Below are 18,155 nucleotides of genomic sequence, written 5' to 3' on the forward strand. Positions count from 1 at the left end.
GCTGGAGAGAGGGATTCCTCTCTCCTCCATTAAAAATAAAAGGGAGGGTTCCCTAGTGAAACATGAGCTAACTACCGACCCCAACGTGATTTCGGTCCAGACGGCTGCCCGACGGTCCGTCTCAAGCCAGACATGGAAAAAGGGGCTGCTTATCCTAACTTTTATGGGACCAGCTCTTGCCATTTATCTCACGTATGTTGTATACCCCATCATATCAACCTTCTACTATAGTTTGTTTAATTGGACGGGGATTGGGTCAACGCAAACCTTTGTAGGATTAAGCAATTACGTTAAGCTTCTTTCCGATTTTATTTTTCTGCAATCTCTTCAGAACAATTTATTGCTAACCCTAGCTTCGATTTTGACCCAGCTGCCGCTTGGGTTAATTCTGGCGCTATTATTGTTTGCGCCGATTAGAGGGATCAGGCTGTTTAGAACGGTATATTTTTTACCTTTACTCATGTCAACGGTTGCGATTGGGATTCTATGGACCTTCATCTATGATCCTTCTTTTGGGATCGTTAACCAAGGTTTAGGTCTCGTGGGTCTGGAAGCCTGGCAGGCTGGATGGCTTGGGGAAAAAGAAACAGCGTTCTGGGCGGTTGTCGGAACCGTTTGCTGGCAGTTTACGCCATTCTATATGATTCTTTTCCGGGCGGCCATCGTAGGGATTCCGGAGGATATTTATGAAGCGGCGAGCATTGATGGAGCGAACGGATGGAAAAAATTCTGGCATATTACCTTGCCGATGTTGAGACCGACGATCATTACGTCTTCCATTCTTGCCATCATTGGTTCTTTAAAATATTTTGACTTGATTTTTGTCATGACCGGCGGTGGCCCAGACAGCTCAACGGAGCTCATGGCGACATACATGTATAAGCAAGCATTTGCCCAATTCAATATGGGATATGCCAGTGCGATCTCTTTCTCTATGTTTGCTATCGCTTTCGTGATTACGGTCGTTTTCCTTTCTGTTGATAACTACCGGAAAAAAAGGAGTGAAGGATAATGAATGCCACATTAAAGAAAAGTCCGCTCTATATTCTAGCTTTCATTATCTTGATATTTACCGGATATCCGTTCGTTTATATGATAGCCACATCGTTAAAAACCCAACAGGAGTTTTTTGAAAGCCCTTCGTCGCTGTGGAGTTCTTTTACCTTGGAAAATTACACGGCTGTATTTTCCATGAATCTCCATACCTATTTCTCGAACAGTTTAGTTGTTTCCATCGTTTCCGTTGGCGCCACCGTTTTATTGGCAGCGATGGCTAGTTATCCATTGGCTCGCATGAAGTTTCGCCTGAATCGCCCGCTATTTTTTCTGTTCTTGGCGGGAATGATGATTCCTGTGCATACCACGCTGATCCCCATTTATGTCTTAACGAAAAACTGGGGACTATATAACAGCTTATGGGCCTTGATTGGTCCCTATATCGCTTTCAGCTTGCCCATCTCAGTCTTTATTCTAACCCAATTTATGCAGGAAATCCCGAAGGAGCTAGAAGAAGCGGCGGTGATGGATGGGTGTTCGCCCTACGCCATTTTCTGGAAAATCCATCTTCCGTTAATGACCCCGGCTTTAGCAACCGTGGTGATCTATAATTTCATCCACATTTGGAATGAGTTCGTATTCGCTTTGGTCCTAACCACAAGTCCGGAGAAGATGACGTTGCCTCTTGGATTAAGAGCCTTCTATGGCGAATTCTCCGTGAATATCCCAGGGATCATGGCGGCTCTGACGCTAGCTACTCTTCCTTTATTGATTGCTTATTTTGTAGCTCAAGAAAAAGTAGTGAAAGGCTTATCTGCAGGTGCGGTAAAAGGATAATATCAATAGTTTGATAATATCAATAGTTTGCTAGAGAAATTGGTCTTGGAAAGGGTGAAGAGAAGCATGGATATGCTTAAGGTCATTAAGAATAAGATCACCGATTCAGCTGGAAATCCCATTCAATTAAGAGGGACATGCATCGGTGGTTGGATGAATATGGAAGATTTCATTAACGGGTATACGGGTTCCGAGCATGGATTGCGCCATACCGTTGCAGAAATCATTGGAAATGGGAAGGCTGAGTTCTTATTTGATAGAATGCAGCACTACTTCTTTGGGGAAGACGATATCCAATTTATCAAAAGCTGGGGAGCGAACACCGTTCGCCTGCCTTTAAATTACCGTCATTTTGAGGATGATGAGAATCCGTTCACGTACAAGGAGACCGCGTTTGAACGGTTGAATCAGATCGTGAACCTATGTGAGAAGCATGGGCTGTATGTGATCTTGGATCTGCATGCGGTCCAAGGATTCCAAAATACGCACTGGCACTCTGATAACGATATTCGCCACAGCTTCTTCTGGCACGACAGCTATTACCAAGACCGTTTTGTTGCTCTGTGGGAGGAATTTGCCCGCCGATATAAAGGAAGATCGGTCATTGCCGGCTATAACCTGATGAATGAACCATGCGTAAATACCCCGCATGGAGATTACCCTCATACGTTCTTTGCCAACTACAAGCCGGATTGGGAACGCATGAACCGCATTTACAGACGGGCGGTTGATGCCGTTCGCAAGATCGATCCTGATCACATCATTTTCCTGGAAGGGGATGTATACTCCAAGCTGTTTGAAGGCCTGGAAGCGCCATTCGCTGATAACCTGGTTTACAGCAGCCATAACTACACCGCAGCTGGATTCGGCCCAGGCTCCTATCCGGGAATCGTGGATGCCAAAACGCCTCGTGTTGAAAGCGGAAAGTATTGGGATAAGGCAAAACAAATCGAAGAGTTCAGAAAGCACCAAGGAACCCAATTTGCGGAAAAATACAATGTTCCTTTATGGGTAGGGGAGTTCGGTTCAGTTTACAACGGTCCTGAGGGTGAAATTGCCGATCGACTGCGGGCTATGGATGACCAGATTGGCATCTTCGAAGAATTTGGCGCCCATTGGACGACATGGACGTATAAGGATGTTGGCGTAATGGGACTGGTCACGCTCAATCCTGAATCGGAGTATCTAGAACGCATTTCTTCTATTATAAAGATGAAGCATGCGCTCAATACCGATGACTGGATGATTTGGCTTCCTGGCTTTAAAGCAAGAGGAGCAGTTGAGGATCTGGCTTCTCATCTGGAGGAAGTCATCGGGGATCCTGACATTGCCCATAGCTATAATATCGCTTGTCTTTCCCAGTCGGTCTTAACGGTCTATGCCGGCGCCTTGATTCAGCCTGCATATGCCAAATTGTTCAAGGATTTATCGGAAGAGAAAATCGACAGCATCATGCAGTCCTTCTCGTTCAAGAACTGCAGAGTCAACGATGGCCTGCTTGATGTTTTGAAAAAATATACGAATCAACCGGTTAGCCGTTAGTACGGTTTGGCAGGGTAATCCGGGGACTTAAGGGTAGAAGTAATTCTACCCTTATTTTCCATCATATGGGGGAGTAGATAGGATGAGCAACAATCTGCAATATATTATGGGAGAGGGACAGAATGATCTGTATGAAATCAAGACTCATGCAGCAGGTCCTTCGGGTTCGCTGCCGTTAACGCATGACATGTTATTGAATGCCCCGAGCGGCGATTTATTTGGCATGACACAAAATGTGGGCATGGGATGGAAGCCGACGGAATTGAATGGGAAGCAGTTTTTGATTTTGAGCACACAGGGCGGAATCCGTGGCGAGGATGGAACACCCATTGCTTTAGGGTATCATACGGGCCATTGGGAAGTGGGCCTTCTCATGAGAGCGGCTGCGGAAGAAATCAAAGAAAAGGGAGGCGTGCCATTTGCCGGGTTTGTCAGTGATCCTTGCGATGGCAGGTCACAAGGGACAACCGGGATGTTTGATTCCCTGCCCTATCGCAACGATGCCGCCATCGTGTACCGCCGCCTGATCCGTTCGCTTCCCACGAGAAAAGCCGTGATCGGGGTGGCCACGTGTGACAAAGGGTTGCCGGCGACGATGCTTGCCTTATCCGCGATGCATGATCTTCCTACGATTATTGTTCCTGGCGGCGTGACGCTCCCCCCGACCCATGGTGAGGACGCAGGGAAAGTCCAGACGATTGGTGCCCGCTATGCCAATGGGGAGCTTTCCTTGCAAGATGCTGCGGATCTGGGTTGCCGGGCTTGCGGTACCCCTGGAGGAGGTTGCCAGTTTTTGGGTACCGCGGCAACGGCCCAGGTGGTAGCGGAGGCGCTTGGCCTGTCCATGCCACATTCGGCATTGGCTCCTTCGGGACAGGCCATCTGGCTGGAGATGGCGCGTCAATCGGCTCGTGCCGCCATTAAAATGGAAGAAGCCGGAATAAAGACAAGAGATATCTTAACCGATGACGCGATTTACAATGCGATGGTTTTGCATGCGGCTTTCGGAGGGTCCACGAACCTGTTGCTGCACATTCCGGCGATTGCCCATGCGGCGAAATGCACGATTCCTACGGTTGAAGACTGGAGTCGCGTGAATCGGGAAGTCCCGAGAATCGTGAGCGTGTTGCCCAATGGTCCTACTCATCATCCGACGGTTCGGGCGTTTTTGGCTGGCGGTGTACCGGAGGTCATGCTGCATCTTCGTAAGCTAGGACTCCTGAGAGAGCATGTCATGACGGTAACCGGGGAAACGCTGGGTACAGTTCTGGATTGGTGGGAGTCATCGGAACGCCGGGTAGCAGTTAGAAAGCACTTGCTGGAAGCTGACGGTGTGGATCCGGATGATGTGATCATGAGCCCGGACAAGGCCAAAAGCCGGGGATTAACCTCGACGGTGGCCTTTCCTACGGGGAATATTGCTCCAGAAGGTTCCGTTATCAAAGCAACGGCCATTGATCCGTCCGTGGTTGATGAGGACGGCGTCTACCGCCATACGGGTAAGGTAAAGGTATTTACGGCAGAGAAGGATGCCATCCGGGCGATTAAAACAGGCGGAATTGAAAAAGGCGATATTATGGCGGTTATCGGACGCGGCCCATCGGGAACGGGGATGGAGGAAACGTACCAGCTTACCTCCGCATTAAAGCATCTATCCTTTGGCAAATACGTCTCTCTCATTACCGATGCCCGTTTTTCGGGTGTTTCCACGGGGGCCTGCATTGGGCATATCGGACCTGAAGCCCTTGCCGGAGGCCCGCTTGGCAAGCTTCGTACAGGTGACATCGTTGAGATCATCGTCGATCGCAATGAATTAACCGCGAGCCTTAACTTTGTTGGCCAGAACCATGAAATCTTTGGTCCAAAAGAAGGGGAGAGAGTCCTTGCTGACCGCGAGCCTCATCCAGGCTTAAGGCCAGATCCGGATTTGCCCGATGATACGAGACTATGGGCCGCCTTGCAAGCCGTAAGCGGGGGGACCTGGAAAGGCAGTGTATACGACGTAGATCGTATTATTGAGGTCATTGAAGCGGGAAAGAAGGCTCTAGGAAAGGACCAAGCGGATGAAGGCAATGAAGGCATGGCCGAAGGCTATCATTATCTCAGATGATCTGACGGGAGCCAACGACACGGGGGTTCAATTTGCTAAGCAAGGTCTGTCCACGATATCCTTGCTAGATTTAAGTGCAAAGGATTCTATACCCGAGTCCGACATATGGGTGGTTAACGCAGAAACTCGCTCTATGGATGGAGAAAGTGCTTATGAAAAGATGAAAGCCATCTCCAAACAACTACCCATCTTAGAGGTACCCTTTGTCTATAAAAAGATCGATTCCACGTTGCGCGGCCATATCGGGAGGGAAGTTGACGCGCTAATGGAGCATGGATCGTTCGATGCAGCGGTGGTGGTCCCGGCGTACCCGAAAAATGGGAGAAAGACCGTCGGGGGATACCATATGATCCATCAATTCCTAGTGGAAGATTCCGTTATCGCTTCGGATCCTACTTCACCTGTAAAGGAATCCTATTTGCCTGATCTGTTATCGAAACAAAGCCATCAATCCGTCGGGCATGTGGAAATCAAAGAAATTCGCAAAGGGGAATCGAGCCTGATGGCTCGGATTCTCTCTAAGGTAGAAAAAGGGAATCGGATTCTTACCTTTGATTGCGCGTCCGAGCTGGATTTGAATGGGATTGCAGATGCCGTTTGTGCCAGCGGGCTTCGAGTGCTATGGGTGGGGTCGGCGGGTTTGGCCCAGAGCTTATCTGGAAAAATGGGGCTGAAAAGAACAGAACCATTCATGATAAGGGAACGGGCAGGGAAAACGCTAGTCGTGGCAGGCAGTGTTTGTTCTATTACAAGAGAGCAGGTCTCTATTCTTTCTGAGCAGCAGGGCTACTGTGTGATTACGGCCAATCCGTTAGCGCTGGTCGATGAGGAGCAAAGAGAGCTGGAGGCAATACGTCTGGTTCAGCAGATCTTGGAGGCGATTGACCAACAAAAAAATCCCGTGTTAACGACGGATATTTCGAAGTCCACCCCATCCCATCTAGAACTTGCCAGCCAATTGGGAAAAATTGCAGCAGAAGTGCATGCTAGGAGTTCCTTAAAGGGATTGGTTCTGACTGGAGGGGATATTGCCTATCGAACCTGCCATAAGCTTGAAGCAAGGGTTCTGCAAATTTTAGGGGAAGTCGAGGAAGGGATCCCGTTTGCCCAGATACTCGGAGGAAGGGCTCAGTCGCTCCCAGTGGTAACGAAGTCAGGAGCATTCGGTACGCCTTATTCGCTGGTTCATGCGGTGAATAAAATTGAAGGGTTATCAGCCCAATCCTATTTTAGAGAGGAAAGATAGCATGTCCATTCAAAAGCCGGTCATCGGTATTACGATGGGTGATGGGGCAGGGGTTGGACCGGAGATCATTATGAAGGCTCTGGGCGATCCGCAAATTTATGATAGGTGTTCTCCCTTTGTCATTGGAGACGCCAAAATTCTACGGCGAGCAGGAAATCTTGTCGGAGGTGGGCTAAACATCCGTTCCATTCAGGATTTGAGTGAAGCGGAGTTTGCGTACGGTACGGTGGATTGTTTGGATTTAGACTTGCTTCCAGCTGATTTGCCGTTTGGCCAGGTCTCGGCGGAAGCGGGAAATGCTGCTTTTCGTTATTTGGAAACAGCCATTCAGCTAGCGAATGCGGGAAAAATGGATGCCATTTGTACGGCTCCTCTCAATAAGGAAGCCCTCCACAAAGGCGGGCATATGTATCCGGGACATACCGAAATACTAGCCGAACTCACCAATACGGAAGATTTCTCGATGATGCTTTCCGCACCGAAGCTCAAAGTCATCCATGTGACGACCCACATCGGCATTATTGATGCCGTTAAGAAAATCAATGCGGATCGGGTTTATAAGGTGATCAAGTTGGCTCACGATACCCTCAAGAAGGCGGGGTATGAACAACCGCGCATTGCTGTCTGCGGAGTCAATCCGCATGCGGGGGAAAACGGTCTTTTCGGCTATGGAGAAGAAGAAGAAAAGATCATTCCTGGTGTGACGAGAGCTCAAGAAGAGGGAATTCAAGCCGTGGGTCCGCTTCCTGCAGATACGCTTTTTTTCCGAACGGTCCGAGGGGACTTTGATATCGTAGTGGCCATGTATCATGACCAAGGCCATGGCCCCGTGAAAGTACTTGGTTTAGAGGCAGGAGTGAATATTACCGTAGGTCTTCCGATCATTCGTACGAGTGTAGACCATGGAACCGCCTTTGATATTGCAGGGAAGGGAATAGCGGACGAATTAAGCTTAAAGGAAGCCTTGCGCCAAGCTGTGGATCTGGCACCTAAACGATGAGTGCCTGTCACTCCCCGGAATTTGTCGAATGAATACCAAAGCAAAAAAAAGCCCGTGAGATTCTCTCTCGCTGGCTTTTTTCAATGTAACTTTCTCTTGTGATGGGTGATCTTTTGATAAATAATTTCCTTCTCATCTTTGTCTAGAGCATCGTCCACCAGCGATTGGTAAAAATGAATCCAAAACTCATGCCACCGCTGGTGCAAGCGAGAAAGGATGATCATACCTTTCAACCCCTTGATTGGATGTATCTTTATTATAACTTGAAATTGTTTCCAAATAAAGATGCCATTACTCTCAAAGAAAGGCTCGTACTTTCGTCTTGGGTGAGTGGAGGTAAAGGGAGGAAAAAAACTTTATGATGTAGACTTCCATAACAGGATAACTGGTCGGGGAACGAGAAGTAATATAATTACATGCAGAAATTATCACACATTACCATAACCACCGCGGATTACCAAACCATTACCTTAGAATGGAGGGGTGTTTTTGTTACTTGAAGAACTGCTGTTAAGATTAAACCAAGGAGAGTCGATGACTCAGATTTGTGATCAGCTAGGGATACACCGAAGAACCATATCTAGGCGGTTGAACCACTTAGGATATCTCTATGACAAGGAACAGAAACGATGGAAATGGAGTAGAAAAGGAGAAGAACCTTTATTACTACAGATTACTGATGATCTTACTACATCTAAGGTAATCTTGAGTAATCCGTATATTCCCAGAGTGGAACGGAGTGGATTAGAGGAATTTAGTCAGGAAGACCGAGAAGACCTGAGGAAAATGTTAGACGAATGGAGAGGCAGACAAGGATTAGAAAAAGGAGACGAGAAGGAGCTGTTCCAAAGGGTTAAAGCATTACCTGCCTACAGCAGCCAACAAAAAGAAAAGAAAACGTTTGTCTTACCCTTTGATGTGATTCAAATCGTGGATGAGTTTGCGAATCGAGAACGGATGAATAAATCGGATTTGCTGCAGATTGCCCTTCAAGACTTTTTTGCAAAGTACGGAGAATCATGAAAATAAGCCGTTCCGACATTTAGTCAGGACGGCTTAACTTTTTTGTATGATAGCCCATTTTCTTATGTAACCTCTGCCTTTCCTCTGAATCCAGACAGTCCTTAAGAAGGAGTTGATAAAACAAGGACCAGAAGCGATGCCATTCTTTATACACCCTCATCATTCTCAACCTCCGTTCCATTCTATCGTATATTATATGAAGCAAACAGCAGAAAATAGGCTTGTCTTCCTGAAACGAGAGTCCAGTCTTTTTCGTATGACTACTGAAGGGAGTGAATGAATATGATGTACCTGTTAGCTCTTGTCCTTCCGCCCGTCGCCGTTCTCCTGTGCGGGAAGCCTTTTCAAGCCATCCTCAACTTAATCCTCACGTTATTCTTCTGGTTACCTGGAGCAATTCATGCCCTGTTTGTCGTCCACGATCGGAATGCCGATAAACGAGCGAAGCGCCAAGCAAAAATGATAGCAGAACAAAATAGGCGACTATAAGGACACGTAGTTTCTTAAGAAAGTTTATACACTTAAAAGGACGGGGAAAGCCCCGTCCTTTTCATACACTTATTTATTGAAAATGGCATTGGCTAACATTCTATAGGTGAATTGAGCGTGGGCCTTATGTGCCACGTCATTTGCAAATAGTGTAATGTTGCCTTTATTTTCACCTAAAGATCCTGTCATAGCCAAGGTCTGGCCTCTTAGGCCCTCATTTCCAGGCCACCAGCCTGCTAGGTAGAAGTCGTTAGCTGTGCTCACTTTCGCGAGGGCACGTGCAGTTTCAGGGATTTGCGTAATCCAAGATCCTGTTGCTATATAAAGTAATTCTTCATTGTTGTAAGGACCAGAGATCACATGATTCTGGATCAGGTTTGCACGAATCAATCCCTGCACCTAAAAACATAGAGTAAGTAGAAGTATAGGAAGGAGTTGCATCATCAAATTTATCTTCCCAGCCTTCCAACGGAATCAGGTAGCTATCATACTTCGTATTGGCCACTCCAGCCTTCCCCATGGCGTGGGCTTGTTCCATCATTCCATCCATGAGCAGGTCATACTCGTAGTTTGGATTGTGTGGAGGTGTGCAAGGCTCAATTACAAATTCCTTATAGTAATGAGTAACTGAGCTGTAACTGACCTTTAGTAAAATGGAAGGATAATCGGAAGGGGGATGAGGGAAAGTGGAATCCAAAACGGTACAAACCAATCGTCTTCAGGTCTCGTATTTAGAAGCAGGGGAACAGCACAAGCCGACCGTACTTCTTATCCATGGAAATGTTTCTTCTTCCGTATTCTGGGAGACATCGCTTCAGGTATTGTCAAAGGAGTTTCGAGTCATCGCACCAGATTTGCGAGGGTATGGCAACACGGAAGCCATCGGGATCGATGGCACAAGAGGGTTGCGGGACTGGTCGGATGACCTCCGTTCTTTTATCCTAACCCTAGATCTCCCATTACCCATCCACCTGGCCGGTTGGTCCATGGGGGGAGGAGTTGTTATGCAATATGCCATTGATCATGCGAAGGACGTGGCATCCCTCATTTTAATTAATCCAGTTTCGCCGTTTGGCTTTGGAGGGACAAAGGATGCACAAGGAACCCCTTGCTATGCGAACTATGCGGGTTCTGGCGGAGGTACGGCCAACCCTCTGTTTGCCGAGCTTTTATCTGCTGGGGATAAAGGAGAAGAACAACCTCATAGTCCACGGAATGTCCTGCGGCAGTTTTATATGAAATCGCCTTTTCGGGTGGAAGAGGAACAAGAAAACCGCTTGGTTTCAAGTATGCTAAAGACCAAGGTAGGGGAGGGCTTTTATCCTGGTTCTTTTGAATCGTGTCAGGAATGGCCTGGGATCCTGCCTGGTCGTGACGGAATAAATAACGCGATGTCCCCTAAGTATATGAACCTATCTACTTTTGCTGATCTTCCTGCCAAGGTTCCGGTACTATGGATTCGAGGAGCTGAGGATCCGATTGTTTCTGACACATCTTTTTTTGATATGGGATATCTGGGGAAATTAGGACTTATCCCGGGGTGGCCGGGTGATGACGTCTATCCTCCGCAACCCATGGTGACGCAGATGAGGACGGTGTTAGATCAATATGCAAAGAATGGGGGCAGCTATGAAGAGTGGATAGTAGAAGGTGCGGGTCACTCTCCGCATTTAGAACAGCCGGAGCTATTTCATGAAAAAGTACTTTTGTTCTTAAAGTAGGATCATCTAAAAAGACCCAAACCGAATGTTCGGTTTGGGTCTTTTTTGTGCAGGTGTACTGTGATTTGGGTTCGCTTTTTAGGAGAGCAATCTAAACTTTGGTCCAGAGCCTCCAATAGTAAGCTGGATTTTAGGTGATTAGGCTTTTATTTTTCACCATGGCCTGGTTCGGAAGCGTATGGCTACTGTTCGCTCGGGCCGGAATGATCATGAAAATTTTGATATGTTCACGGAAAGGTGGTGGATGCTCACGAAGAAATGCCGTTTGCTCACCTACTTGGTGCAATTTAAATTAACATACGCTGTTTGATCACGAAACCAAGCCATTTGCTCCCAAACCGGTAATGACTACAAGTAGGTGAAGAAGAATTCAAAGAAACGAGCGGGCTCTATTGGAACTCGCTTTTTGTTTTTGTATCAAATAAACTTAACTCTATCCACCTCCAAGAGATGGAGTGAATATAAATATGATTGCGAAATAGATAAAAAGCACTAAAGTTTTTTTAGTTATTTTTACCTCTACCGAAATTTGATCTAATAAATTTGAACTACCATTAAAAGTAGGCTATTCCTGAAAACCCTTGGTATAACTGGAGAAAAGGTGATTCGTAAAATTTAGACCAATTGATCTATGGGCAATAACCCCTAATATGCTATATTCTGGATACTGTTGAGTAGGAGATTACAGAAATTAATAGTCTTGCTAGATGTTAAATGAAAGCGTTATAAAACTAGAGGAGGAAGAAAAATGAAAAAGCAATTCTTAGCTCTATCGCTTGCAACGACATTAGCAATTGGAGGTCTTGTAGGAGGTGCTGTTCCTGTCGGTGCCGTGGGAGAAGGCCCTAACTATAATGGGAACGAATCTATCCAAACGAGCATACTAGTTACATATGATCAAATGGTAGATTATTTAAAGAAGCAGGAAGCCAAACAAGCGAACATGGAGCTTGAAGTGATTGGACAAAGTGTGAAAGGCAGAGACCTTTATTTAGTTAAATATATTAGTAATCCTGAAAACCCTACGATTTTGTTTTTAACACAGCAACATGGAAATGAGCAGTTGAACACCGAGGGTGCACTAGAATACATTAAGCACTTGGGAACAGGAAAAACCAAAGGTCTATTAGACAATGTAAATATATTAGTTGTTCCGATGTTAAATCCCGATGGTGCTATGGGAGATGTTAACTTCTCTACGGATAGGTACCATGCTGATGGAGGAAGACATCTGACACGTGCGAATGCTAATAATTATGACCTTAACCGGGAGCATGATAAAGCTACATCAGCAATGCAACCAGAAGCACGAGCTTTACACGAGAACGTACTTCAAAAGTATAGCATTGACTACTTGATTGATCTGCATCACCAAGGAACTCAAAGTGAAGTAGATGGAAAGTATGTTTCAGGCTCGATTTTGTATCCAACAAATGGAGATGTAAAGCCTGAAGTGGTTGCAAAGTCGAAGAAATTAGGTGCCGTGGTTTACCACGCAGTAACTTCAAAGGGTTGGGGACACTTAGGAATCTATAATGGCGGTAACACGCAGAATATTGGTCGAAATGGAATCGCCGCAAGGTATGATATTTCAACACTCCTCTTTGAAATGCGTGGAATGTCAGACCATTCAAGTGCATCTGCTATTTTGGGGCAAAAAAGTAATGGATATTTAATTCAACAATCGATTGTTACCCTCGATTCGGCGGTCAGATCTATTGCCGATGGTTCTATTGAGAATGCAGATACAAGCTTCTGGGATACTACACCAGTCCAAAGAACTAGAACCGGTGAAGAAGAAGGCGAAGAAGAAGGAAACGAGTAAATAGTTTTATAATTCCTGAAGGACGATATATCTCTTCCTTCAGGATTTTTTTCGTTTGAGTCTAGAAAAAACGGGGATGAAGCAAAAAAGCCAAACCCACAATTGTGGGCTCAGCTATCCGTTATCTAGAGGGTCACATTTCTTGGAACACCGGCATCAACCATCGTTAACAAGCCGGTTTTTTTCGTTAAGCTAACGAGCTTGGCACTATTGAGGGCGATAGCTGCTGTGGCGGTATCTCCGAAGATGCCTCCTGGAATCACAAGATGCTTAGCTTCAGGGCCTTCGATGATAATCTCGTCTTCTTGCTTGACGCCGACAGACATTACAAGGTCAAGAACGATCTCCCTGCCGTCTTTCGTGGTTCCGCGAGATACCTGGTGTAGACCATTGACCTGACCAGCTAGAATCTCGGAATAGGCTACTCTATCATTTTTCTCAGAGATGGTCGGTTCAATCGAATTCGTGACTTCTTCAAGTTCCCAGTTTAGACCGTAAGCGATCAAACGCAGGGATTCCTCCAAGCCGACGTGACCGATTTGGTTCTCATGCGCTAGCTGTTCAAATTCCTCTTTGGACATGCTGATTCCTACTTTTTTCTGCAGAGGAACGCGACGCTTGGATACATCCACACGTCGATTGACTTTAATTCCAGTTAGGCTATTGGTCACACCCGTTAAAGCAACAACCATCATATCCATGATAAAGCCAGGATTTACACCTGTTCCAAGAACAGCGAGGCCTCTTTGCTTCGCATACTGATCCATTTCGGCGGACAGCTCAGGGTAACGATGCCAAGGATACGATAGTTCTTCGCAGGTTGATACCACGTTATAGCCATGGTCAAGTAATTCTTTGATTTGTGGCCACATCTTTTCTAAATTGGAGCCAGTGGCATGAACCGCAATTTTAAAATCCGTTGCGTTGTTTTGAAGTGCTGCTATTGAAGAGACCACATAGCTATTCATTTTTTCATCACTGACTAGGGTGCCGATATCTTGACCAATCTTGTTTGGGTCAATATCTACAGCTCCCATGACTTGAATATCAGGAGCTTGGGTTGCTCTTTTGAGGATTTCAAGCCCAATGGGGCCTAATCCGTAAGATATTAATTTAAGTTTATGATTCGACATTTTCCATCACCATCCATATTTTTTAGAGTTCTTGGCAATGGTAACATCGGTTTGAATATTTTTAAAATACGTGTTGTTTATAAACCTATAAGTTTACATTATAGGATAGGCTGAATCTTTCTTTTCTCCTAATATTTTGAGAGTGCTCTGTACGGTGGAAGGGATAAAGTCAGCATTCTGCCAAATAACCGAAATCGAGCTAGAAAGCAGTTGGTTTTCTAGGGGGATCGCACGAACATGCTTGGACCTAAGCAGGCGAACCATATCCTCTGGCATGAGGGTAATGCCGAGCTCATTTTCAATCATATTTTCAATCGTCAAAATTTCTGAACCCGCGCAAATGACATTGGGCAAAAAGCCAGCAGTAAGACAAGCTCTTTCTAGCAAGAGATAAAGTGCAGGAGCCTGGATGCGATCATAGTGAAGAAAGGGCTCGTTTTTCAATTGACTCAAATCAATGGTATCTTCGTTCGCAACCCAATGATTAGCGTGGACGACCAGTTGAAGAGGATGCTGAGAGAGCTCAAGAAGCTTCATGCCTTGAGTGGTAATCTGGCTTTTATCCATTGGAGTTCGAATGAAGGCCATATGTGATTTTTGCTGGATAACATCTTCGATTGCTTGGGAAGAGGTCGTTTCTTGAACGTGGATCGTTAGTCGGGGCTGCTTCTTATGCAGAGCCTTGATCAGAAAAGGCAGCCAATTGCTTGCGGCGGAAGGGACAGTAGAGAAACGGATCAACGTCTGAGGAATCGACTTGTGGACGATGAGCTCTTGAATCGTTCGGTCAATATTCTCAAATGAGGGCAGAAGTTTTTTATAGAGATACTCGCCTTCTTTAGTCAGGGATAGTTTTTTTGTACTCCGGTGAAACAGCTTAAGCCCTAATTCATTTTCCAATGTATTCATCTGCTGACTTAAACCAGGTTGAGAGATATGCAATTCTCTGGCTGCCTGACTAAAATTAAGAGTTTCTGCGGCCTTAATAAAATAGCGTAGACCTAATAGATTCATGGGGTGAGGGCTCCTTATCTTATTCTATTTATAAGCAGGAATTATAGGTATATAAAATATATGTATACTAAATATTAAAAAAAATCAACCATTTTTGACGAAATTTGTGATAGTTTTATAACAACAAAGCCAAACCCCACCAAAGTTTGACGCATTCGGAGGAAAGGAGGAAAAATTTCAAGGGTGGTGAACTTGGCCTAAAAAGATAAGGGGGTAAAACGGATGAAGAAAAGAAAATGGCTTTCCACATTGATGATGCCTTTAACGATTGCAGCAATTGTAACTGCTTGCGGTGGCGGAGGAGGAAATCAAGCAGCGCCGGCACCCGCTCCAAAACCTGAGGAAGCAAAGCAAGAACAGCCAAAGGGTGAAGTTCCAAGCTCAGTTATTATCGCGACGGGAGGTACATCAGGGACTTACTATCCGCTAGGGGGAGGCTTAGCTCAGATCATTTCGGATAAAGCCGGAATTCAAGCATCAGCTCAGAGTACAGGAGCTTCAGTTGAAAATATGAGGCTTCTCAAAGATGGGCAGGTGGATTTGGCCTTTACCCAAGGGGATATCGCCGATTACGCAGCGAATGGGACGGTGATGTTCAAAGAAGGGGGAGCCATCGGAAACATCAATGCGATCGCTTCTTTGTACAGTGAAACCGTGCAAATCATCGTAGCGAAGGACAGTGCCATCCAAACCGTTGAAGACTTAAAGGGAAAGCGTGTTTCCGTAGGAGCTCCGGGTAGCGGGACGGAAGCAAACGCGATGCAGATCCTTGAAATGCACGGATTATCCTTTGAGGATCTAGGAAAAACCGATCGTCTAGCCTTTGGTGAATCGGCGAGCTTCATTCAGGATGGAACACTTGATGCGGCGTTTGTCACAGCAGGAACACCAACAGCTGCCGTAAATGAACTGGCGGCGACTAAAGGGGTACGTGTACTTGGGATGACAGATGAGCAGATCAATAAAATCGTGTCCAAATACCCTTATTATGCGAAGCAAGGGATTGATGCAGGAACCTACCCTGGTTTTGACCAAGCGATTAACACGGTAGCAGTGAAAGCCCAATTAGTGACAAGAGCAGAGCTTGATGAAGAAGTGGTGTATGAGATGACCAAGGCTTTATACGAGAACTTGGAGCAGATGAAAACCGTTCATGCAAAAGCAGGGGAAATCAAGCTAGATGAGGCATTACAGGGAGTTAGCTTGAAGGTTCATCCTGGTGCAGCAAAATATTTTGAAGAAAAAGGGATTAAGAAATAGAATATGACAGCACAAGTCGATGAAGAATTGTTAAAGAAGTATGATAAAGAATCCACTTATCGAAATTTAAAAGGAAAAATGGGCTGGTTGGTCACCTTCTTGGCGGTGGGCTTTTCCATCTATCAGCTGTATGCATCGATCTTTCCGCCTCCGCCAGCCCAGATTCATCGCTCCATTCACTTAGCTTTTGCCTTAGGCCTTATTTTCTTGCTTTTTCCGGCGACGAAGAAGGGGGATCGGTCTAAAGTAGCTCTGACAGATGGGTTACTTTCCCTCTTATCCGTGGGAACAAGCTTATATTGGCTGTATAACTTCGAACAGATTATCTCGAGAATAGGAAATTTCAACAAGATGGATTTCCTTATCGGAGGCATCGTCATCCTCTTAGTATTGGAGGCTACTCGCAGGGTCGTAGGAGTTCCGATTGTGGTGATAGCTGTCGTGTTTATGCTCTACGCGCTCTATGGCAACCACTTGCCAGGATTCTTTACCCATCGGGGGGTATCTCTAGAACGCTTAATCGGTCATATGTACTTTACACTGGAAGGGATTTTTGGAACTCCGCTGAGTGTTTCGGCCACCTTCATCTTCCTATTCCTGCTGTTTGGTGCGTTCTTGCAGAAAACGGGAGTAGGTGCTTATTTTAATGACTTGGCCATGGCCATTTCTGGGAGAAGGATTGGGGGACCAGCTAAAGTAGCTGTTTTTTCCAGTGCGCTGCAAGGAACCATCAGCGGAAGCTCTGTGGCGAATGTGGTGACCTCAGGCTCGTTTACCATTCCTATGATGAAGCGCTTGGGATATAAGAAAGAGTTCGCTGGAGGAGTCGAAGCAGCAGCTTCTACAGGAGGCCAATTAATGCCGCCGATTATGGGAGCGGCAGCCTTTTTGATGGCTGAATTCACAGGAATCTCCTATTGGGAGATTGCGAAGGCTGCAGCGATTCCTGCGGTGCTCTACTTTACAGGAATATGGCTGATGGTCCATCTAGAGGCTAAACGTTTAGGGCTTCGAGGACTAAGTCAAGAAGAGCTTCCCGATAAAAAGGAAGTGGCCAAGAAATCTTACTTGCTCCTTCCCATCATTGCGATAATTGCTTTTCTTATGATGGGTGTGTCGCCTGTACGAGCGGCTCTTTATGGAATCGTAACTACCATTCTTGTTGGGGCAATCCGTAAAGAAACAAGGATGTCTTTTACCGATATTATTCAAGCATTTGAGCAAGGGGCAAGATCGGCTTTGGGCGTTGCGGCTGCTACCGCTACAGCAGGGATTATTGTAGGGGTTGTGACCCTTACCGGTGTGGGACTGAAGTTTGCCAATGGTTTACTTTCTTTATCAGGCGGAATTATCCTGCTTACCCTGTTCTTAACCATGATCGCATCCCTGCTATTGGGGATGGGAACGCCGACAACGGCAAACTACATTATTACGTCAACCATAGCGGCACCTGCGATCATCGCCTTGGGGAAACCGGCCTTAGCGGCTCATATGTTCACTTTCTATTTTGGTATCCTAGCGGACATTACACCTCCAGTTGCTTTGGCGGCGTTTGCAGCCTCGGGTATAGCGAAAAGTGGACCCATTAAGACCGGCTTTAGTTCGGCCAAGTTAGCAATTGGCGCGTTCATTATTCCTTATATTTTCGTCATGTCTCCGGAGCTCTTACTCATCGATTCAACCTTCGGTGAGTCCGCATTCTCCATCCTAACGGCCTTGGCAGGAATGTTGGGATTAAGTGTAGCGATTATTGGCTACTGGCTTCATCCACTGACATGGTGGGAACGGATGATTAGTGCAGCAGCAGGTTTAACCTTGATTGTTCCAGGGGCTGTGACAGATACCTTAGGGTTTGGAGGATTGCTCGTCCTATTTGCTTGGCAGTGGGCAAAGAAAAATAAAAAGGAAGATCGAACGGTAGACACACAAGTGTCGTAGATAGTAAGCACTATATACAAC

17 protein-coding genes are annotated in these 18,155 nt (G+C 46.0%); 12 read left to right on the forward strand and 5 right to left on the reverse strand.

Going from position 1 to position 18,155, the window contains the following annotated elements; genetic code table 11:
• Positions 1-55: 55 nt before the first annotated feature.
• The 6 genes from EIZ58_RS19920 (at position 56) to pdxA (ending at position 7,731) form a co-directional block, all read left to right on the forward strand.
• Complete coding sequence (locus EIZ58_RS19920; RefSeq protein WP_240689217.1) at positions 56-1,012, forward strand: carbohydrate ABC transporter permease; 957 nt, start codon at positions 56-58, stop codon at positions 1,010-1,012.
• Positions 1,012-1,833, forward strand: coding sequence for a carbohydrate ABC transporter permease (locus tag EIZ58_RS19925; RefSeq protein ID WP_134702613.1), 822 nt, complete (start codon positions 1,012-1,014; stop codon positions 1,831-1,833). Before EIZ58_RS19920 ends, EIZ58_RS19925 begins: the two co-directional genes overlap by 1 nt.
• Positions 1,834-1,899: 66 nt before the next feature.
• Positions 1,900-3,375: a glycoside hydrolase family 5 protein gene (locus tag EIZ58_RS19930; RefSeq protein ID WP_205672268.1), complete on the forward strand. Its 1,476-nt coding sequence runs from the start codon at positions 1,900-1,902 to the stop codon at positions 3,373-3,375.
• 82 nt (positions 3,376-3,457) lie between these two features.
• Positions 3,458-5,485: a YjhG/YagF family D-xylonate dehydratase gene (locus EIZ58_RS19935; protein ID WP_134702614.1), complete on the forward strand. Its 2,028-nt coding sequence runs from the start codon at positions 3,458-3,460 to the stop codon at positions 5,483-5,485.
• The gene (locus tag EIZ58_RS19940) at positions 5,448-6,731 is read left to right on the forward strand and encodes a four-carbon acid sugar kinase family protein (protein ID WP_167577809.1); all 1,284 of its coding nucleotides are present in this window, start codon (positions 5,448-5,450) and stop codon (positions 6,729-6,731) included. The genes EIZ58_RS19935 and EIZ58_RS19940 overlap by 38 nt, the downstream gene beginning before the upstream one ends.
• A gap of 1 nt (position 6,732) precedes the next feature.
• The gene (gene pdxA, locus EIZ58_RS19945; protein ID WP_134702616.1) at positions 6,733-7,731 is read left to right on the forward strand and encodes a 4-hydroxythreonine-4-phosphate dehydrogenase PdxA; all 999 of its coding nucleotides are present in this window, start codon (positions 6,733-6,735) and stop codon (positions 7,729-7,731) included.
• Between the two features lie 80 nt (positions 7,732-7,811).
• Here the strand turns inward: pdxA and EIZ58_RS33560 are convergent, their stop codons facing one another.
• The gene (locus EIZ58_RS33560; RefSeq protein ID WP_167577810.1) at positions 7,812-7,955 is read right to left on the reverse strand and encodes a hypothetical protein; all 144 of its coding nucleotides are present in this window, start codon (positions 7,953-7,955) and stop codon (positions 7,812-7,814) included.
• A gap of 265 nt (positions 7,956-8,220) precedes the next feature.
• Between EIZ58_RS33560 and EIZ58_RS19950 the strand changes: the two genes are divergently transcribed.
• Complete coding sequence (locus EIZ58_RS19950) at positions 8,221-8,754, forward strand: helix-turn-helix domain-containing protein (protein WP_134702617.1); 534 nt, start codon at positions 8,221-8,223, stop codon at positions 8,752-8,754.
• A 282-nt stretch (positions 8,755-9,036) separates the two neighbouring features.
• Positions 9,037-9,243, forward strand: a complete 207-nt coding sequence (locus tag EIZ58_RS19955; protein ID WP_134702618.1) for a YqaE/Pmp3 family membrane protein — start codon at positions 9,037-9,039, stop codon at positions 9,241-9,243.
• A 69-nt stretch (positions 9,244-9,312) separates the two neighbouring features.
• On the opposite strand, the gene EIZ58_RS19960 is transcribed toward EIZ58_RS19955, so the two are convergent.
• Together EIZ58_RS19960 and EIZ58_RS33565 are read right to left on the reverse strand one after the other, a co-directional pair.
• Positions 9,313-9,603 (reverse strand): hypothetical protein, encoded by a 291-nt coding sequence (locus EIZ58_RS19960; RefSeq protein WP_167577811.1) that lies wholly within the window; start codon positions 9,601-9,603, stop codon positions 9,313-9,315.
• The gene (locus tag EIZ58_RS33565; protein ID WP_167577812.1) at positions 9,578-9,793 is read right to left on the reverse strand and encodes a M14 family metallopeptidase; all 216 of its coding nucleotides are present in this window, start codon (positions 9,791-9,793) and stop codon (positions 9,578-9,580) included. Before EIZ58_RS33565 ends, EIZ58_RS19960 begins: the two co-directional genes overlap by 26 nt.
• Positions 9,794-9,929: 136 nt before the next feature.
• Here EIZ58_RS33565 and EIZ58_RS19970 point away from each other — a divergent pair, with 136 nt between their 5' ends.
• Positions 9,930-10,964, forward strand: a complete 1,035-nt coding sequence (locus EIZ58_RS19970) for an alpha/beta fold hydrolase (RefSeq protein ID WP_134702621.1) — start codon at positions 9,930-9,932, stop codon at positions 10,962-10,964.
• A 748-nt stretch (positions 10,965-11,712) separates the two neighbouring features.
• Positions 11,713-12,789 (forward strand): M14 family zinc carboxypeptidase, encoded by a 1,077-nt coding sequence (locus EIZ58_RS19975; RefSeq protein WP_134702622.1) that lies wholly within the window; start codon positions 11,713-11,715, stop codon positions 12,787-12,789.
• Between the two features lie 125 nt (positions 12,790-12,914).
• Here the strand turns inward: EIZ58_RS19975 and EIZ58_RS19980 are convergent, their stop codons facing one another.
• On the reverse strand, positions 12,915-13,922 hold the full coding sequence (locus EIZ58_RS19980; RefSeq protein WP_134702623.1) for an NAD(P)H-dependent amine dehydrogenase family protein: 1,008 nt from the start codon (positions 13,920-13,922) through the stop codon (positions 12,915-12,917).
• A 93-nt stretch (positions 13,923-14,015) separates the two neighbouring features.
• Positions 14,016-14,936, reverse strand: a complete 921-nt coding sequence (locus EIZ58_RS19985) for a LysR family transcriptional regulator (RefSeq protein WP_134702624.1) — start codon at positions 14,934-14,936, stop codon at positions 14,016-14,018.
• A gap of 222 nt (positions 14,937-15,158) precedes the next feature.
• On the opposite strand from EIZ58_RS19985, the gene EIZ58_RS19990 reads away from it, so the two are divergent.
• The gene (locus EIZ58_RS19990) at positions 15,159-16,196 is read left to right on the forward strand and encodes a TAXI family TRAP transporter solute-binding subunit (RefSeq protein ID WP_134702625.1); all 1,038 of its coding nucleotides are present in this window, start codon (positions 15,159-15,161) and stop codon (positions 16,194-16,196) included.
• A 3-nt stretch (positions 16,197-16,199) separates the two neighbouring features.
• Entirely contained in the window at positions 16,200-18,134 is a 1,935-nt protein-coding gene (locus tag EIZ58_RS19995; protein ID WP_134702626.1) for a TRAP transporter permease, read from the forward strand.
• Positions 18,135-18,155: the final 21 nt, after the last annotated feature.

It is taken from the genome of Ammoniphilus sp. YIM 78166 (assembly GCF_004522215.1).
Lineage (GTDB): Bacteria > Bacillota > Bacilli > Aneurinibacillales > RAOX-1 > YIM-78166.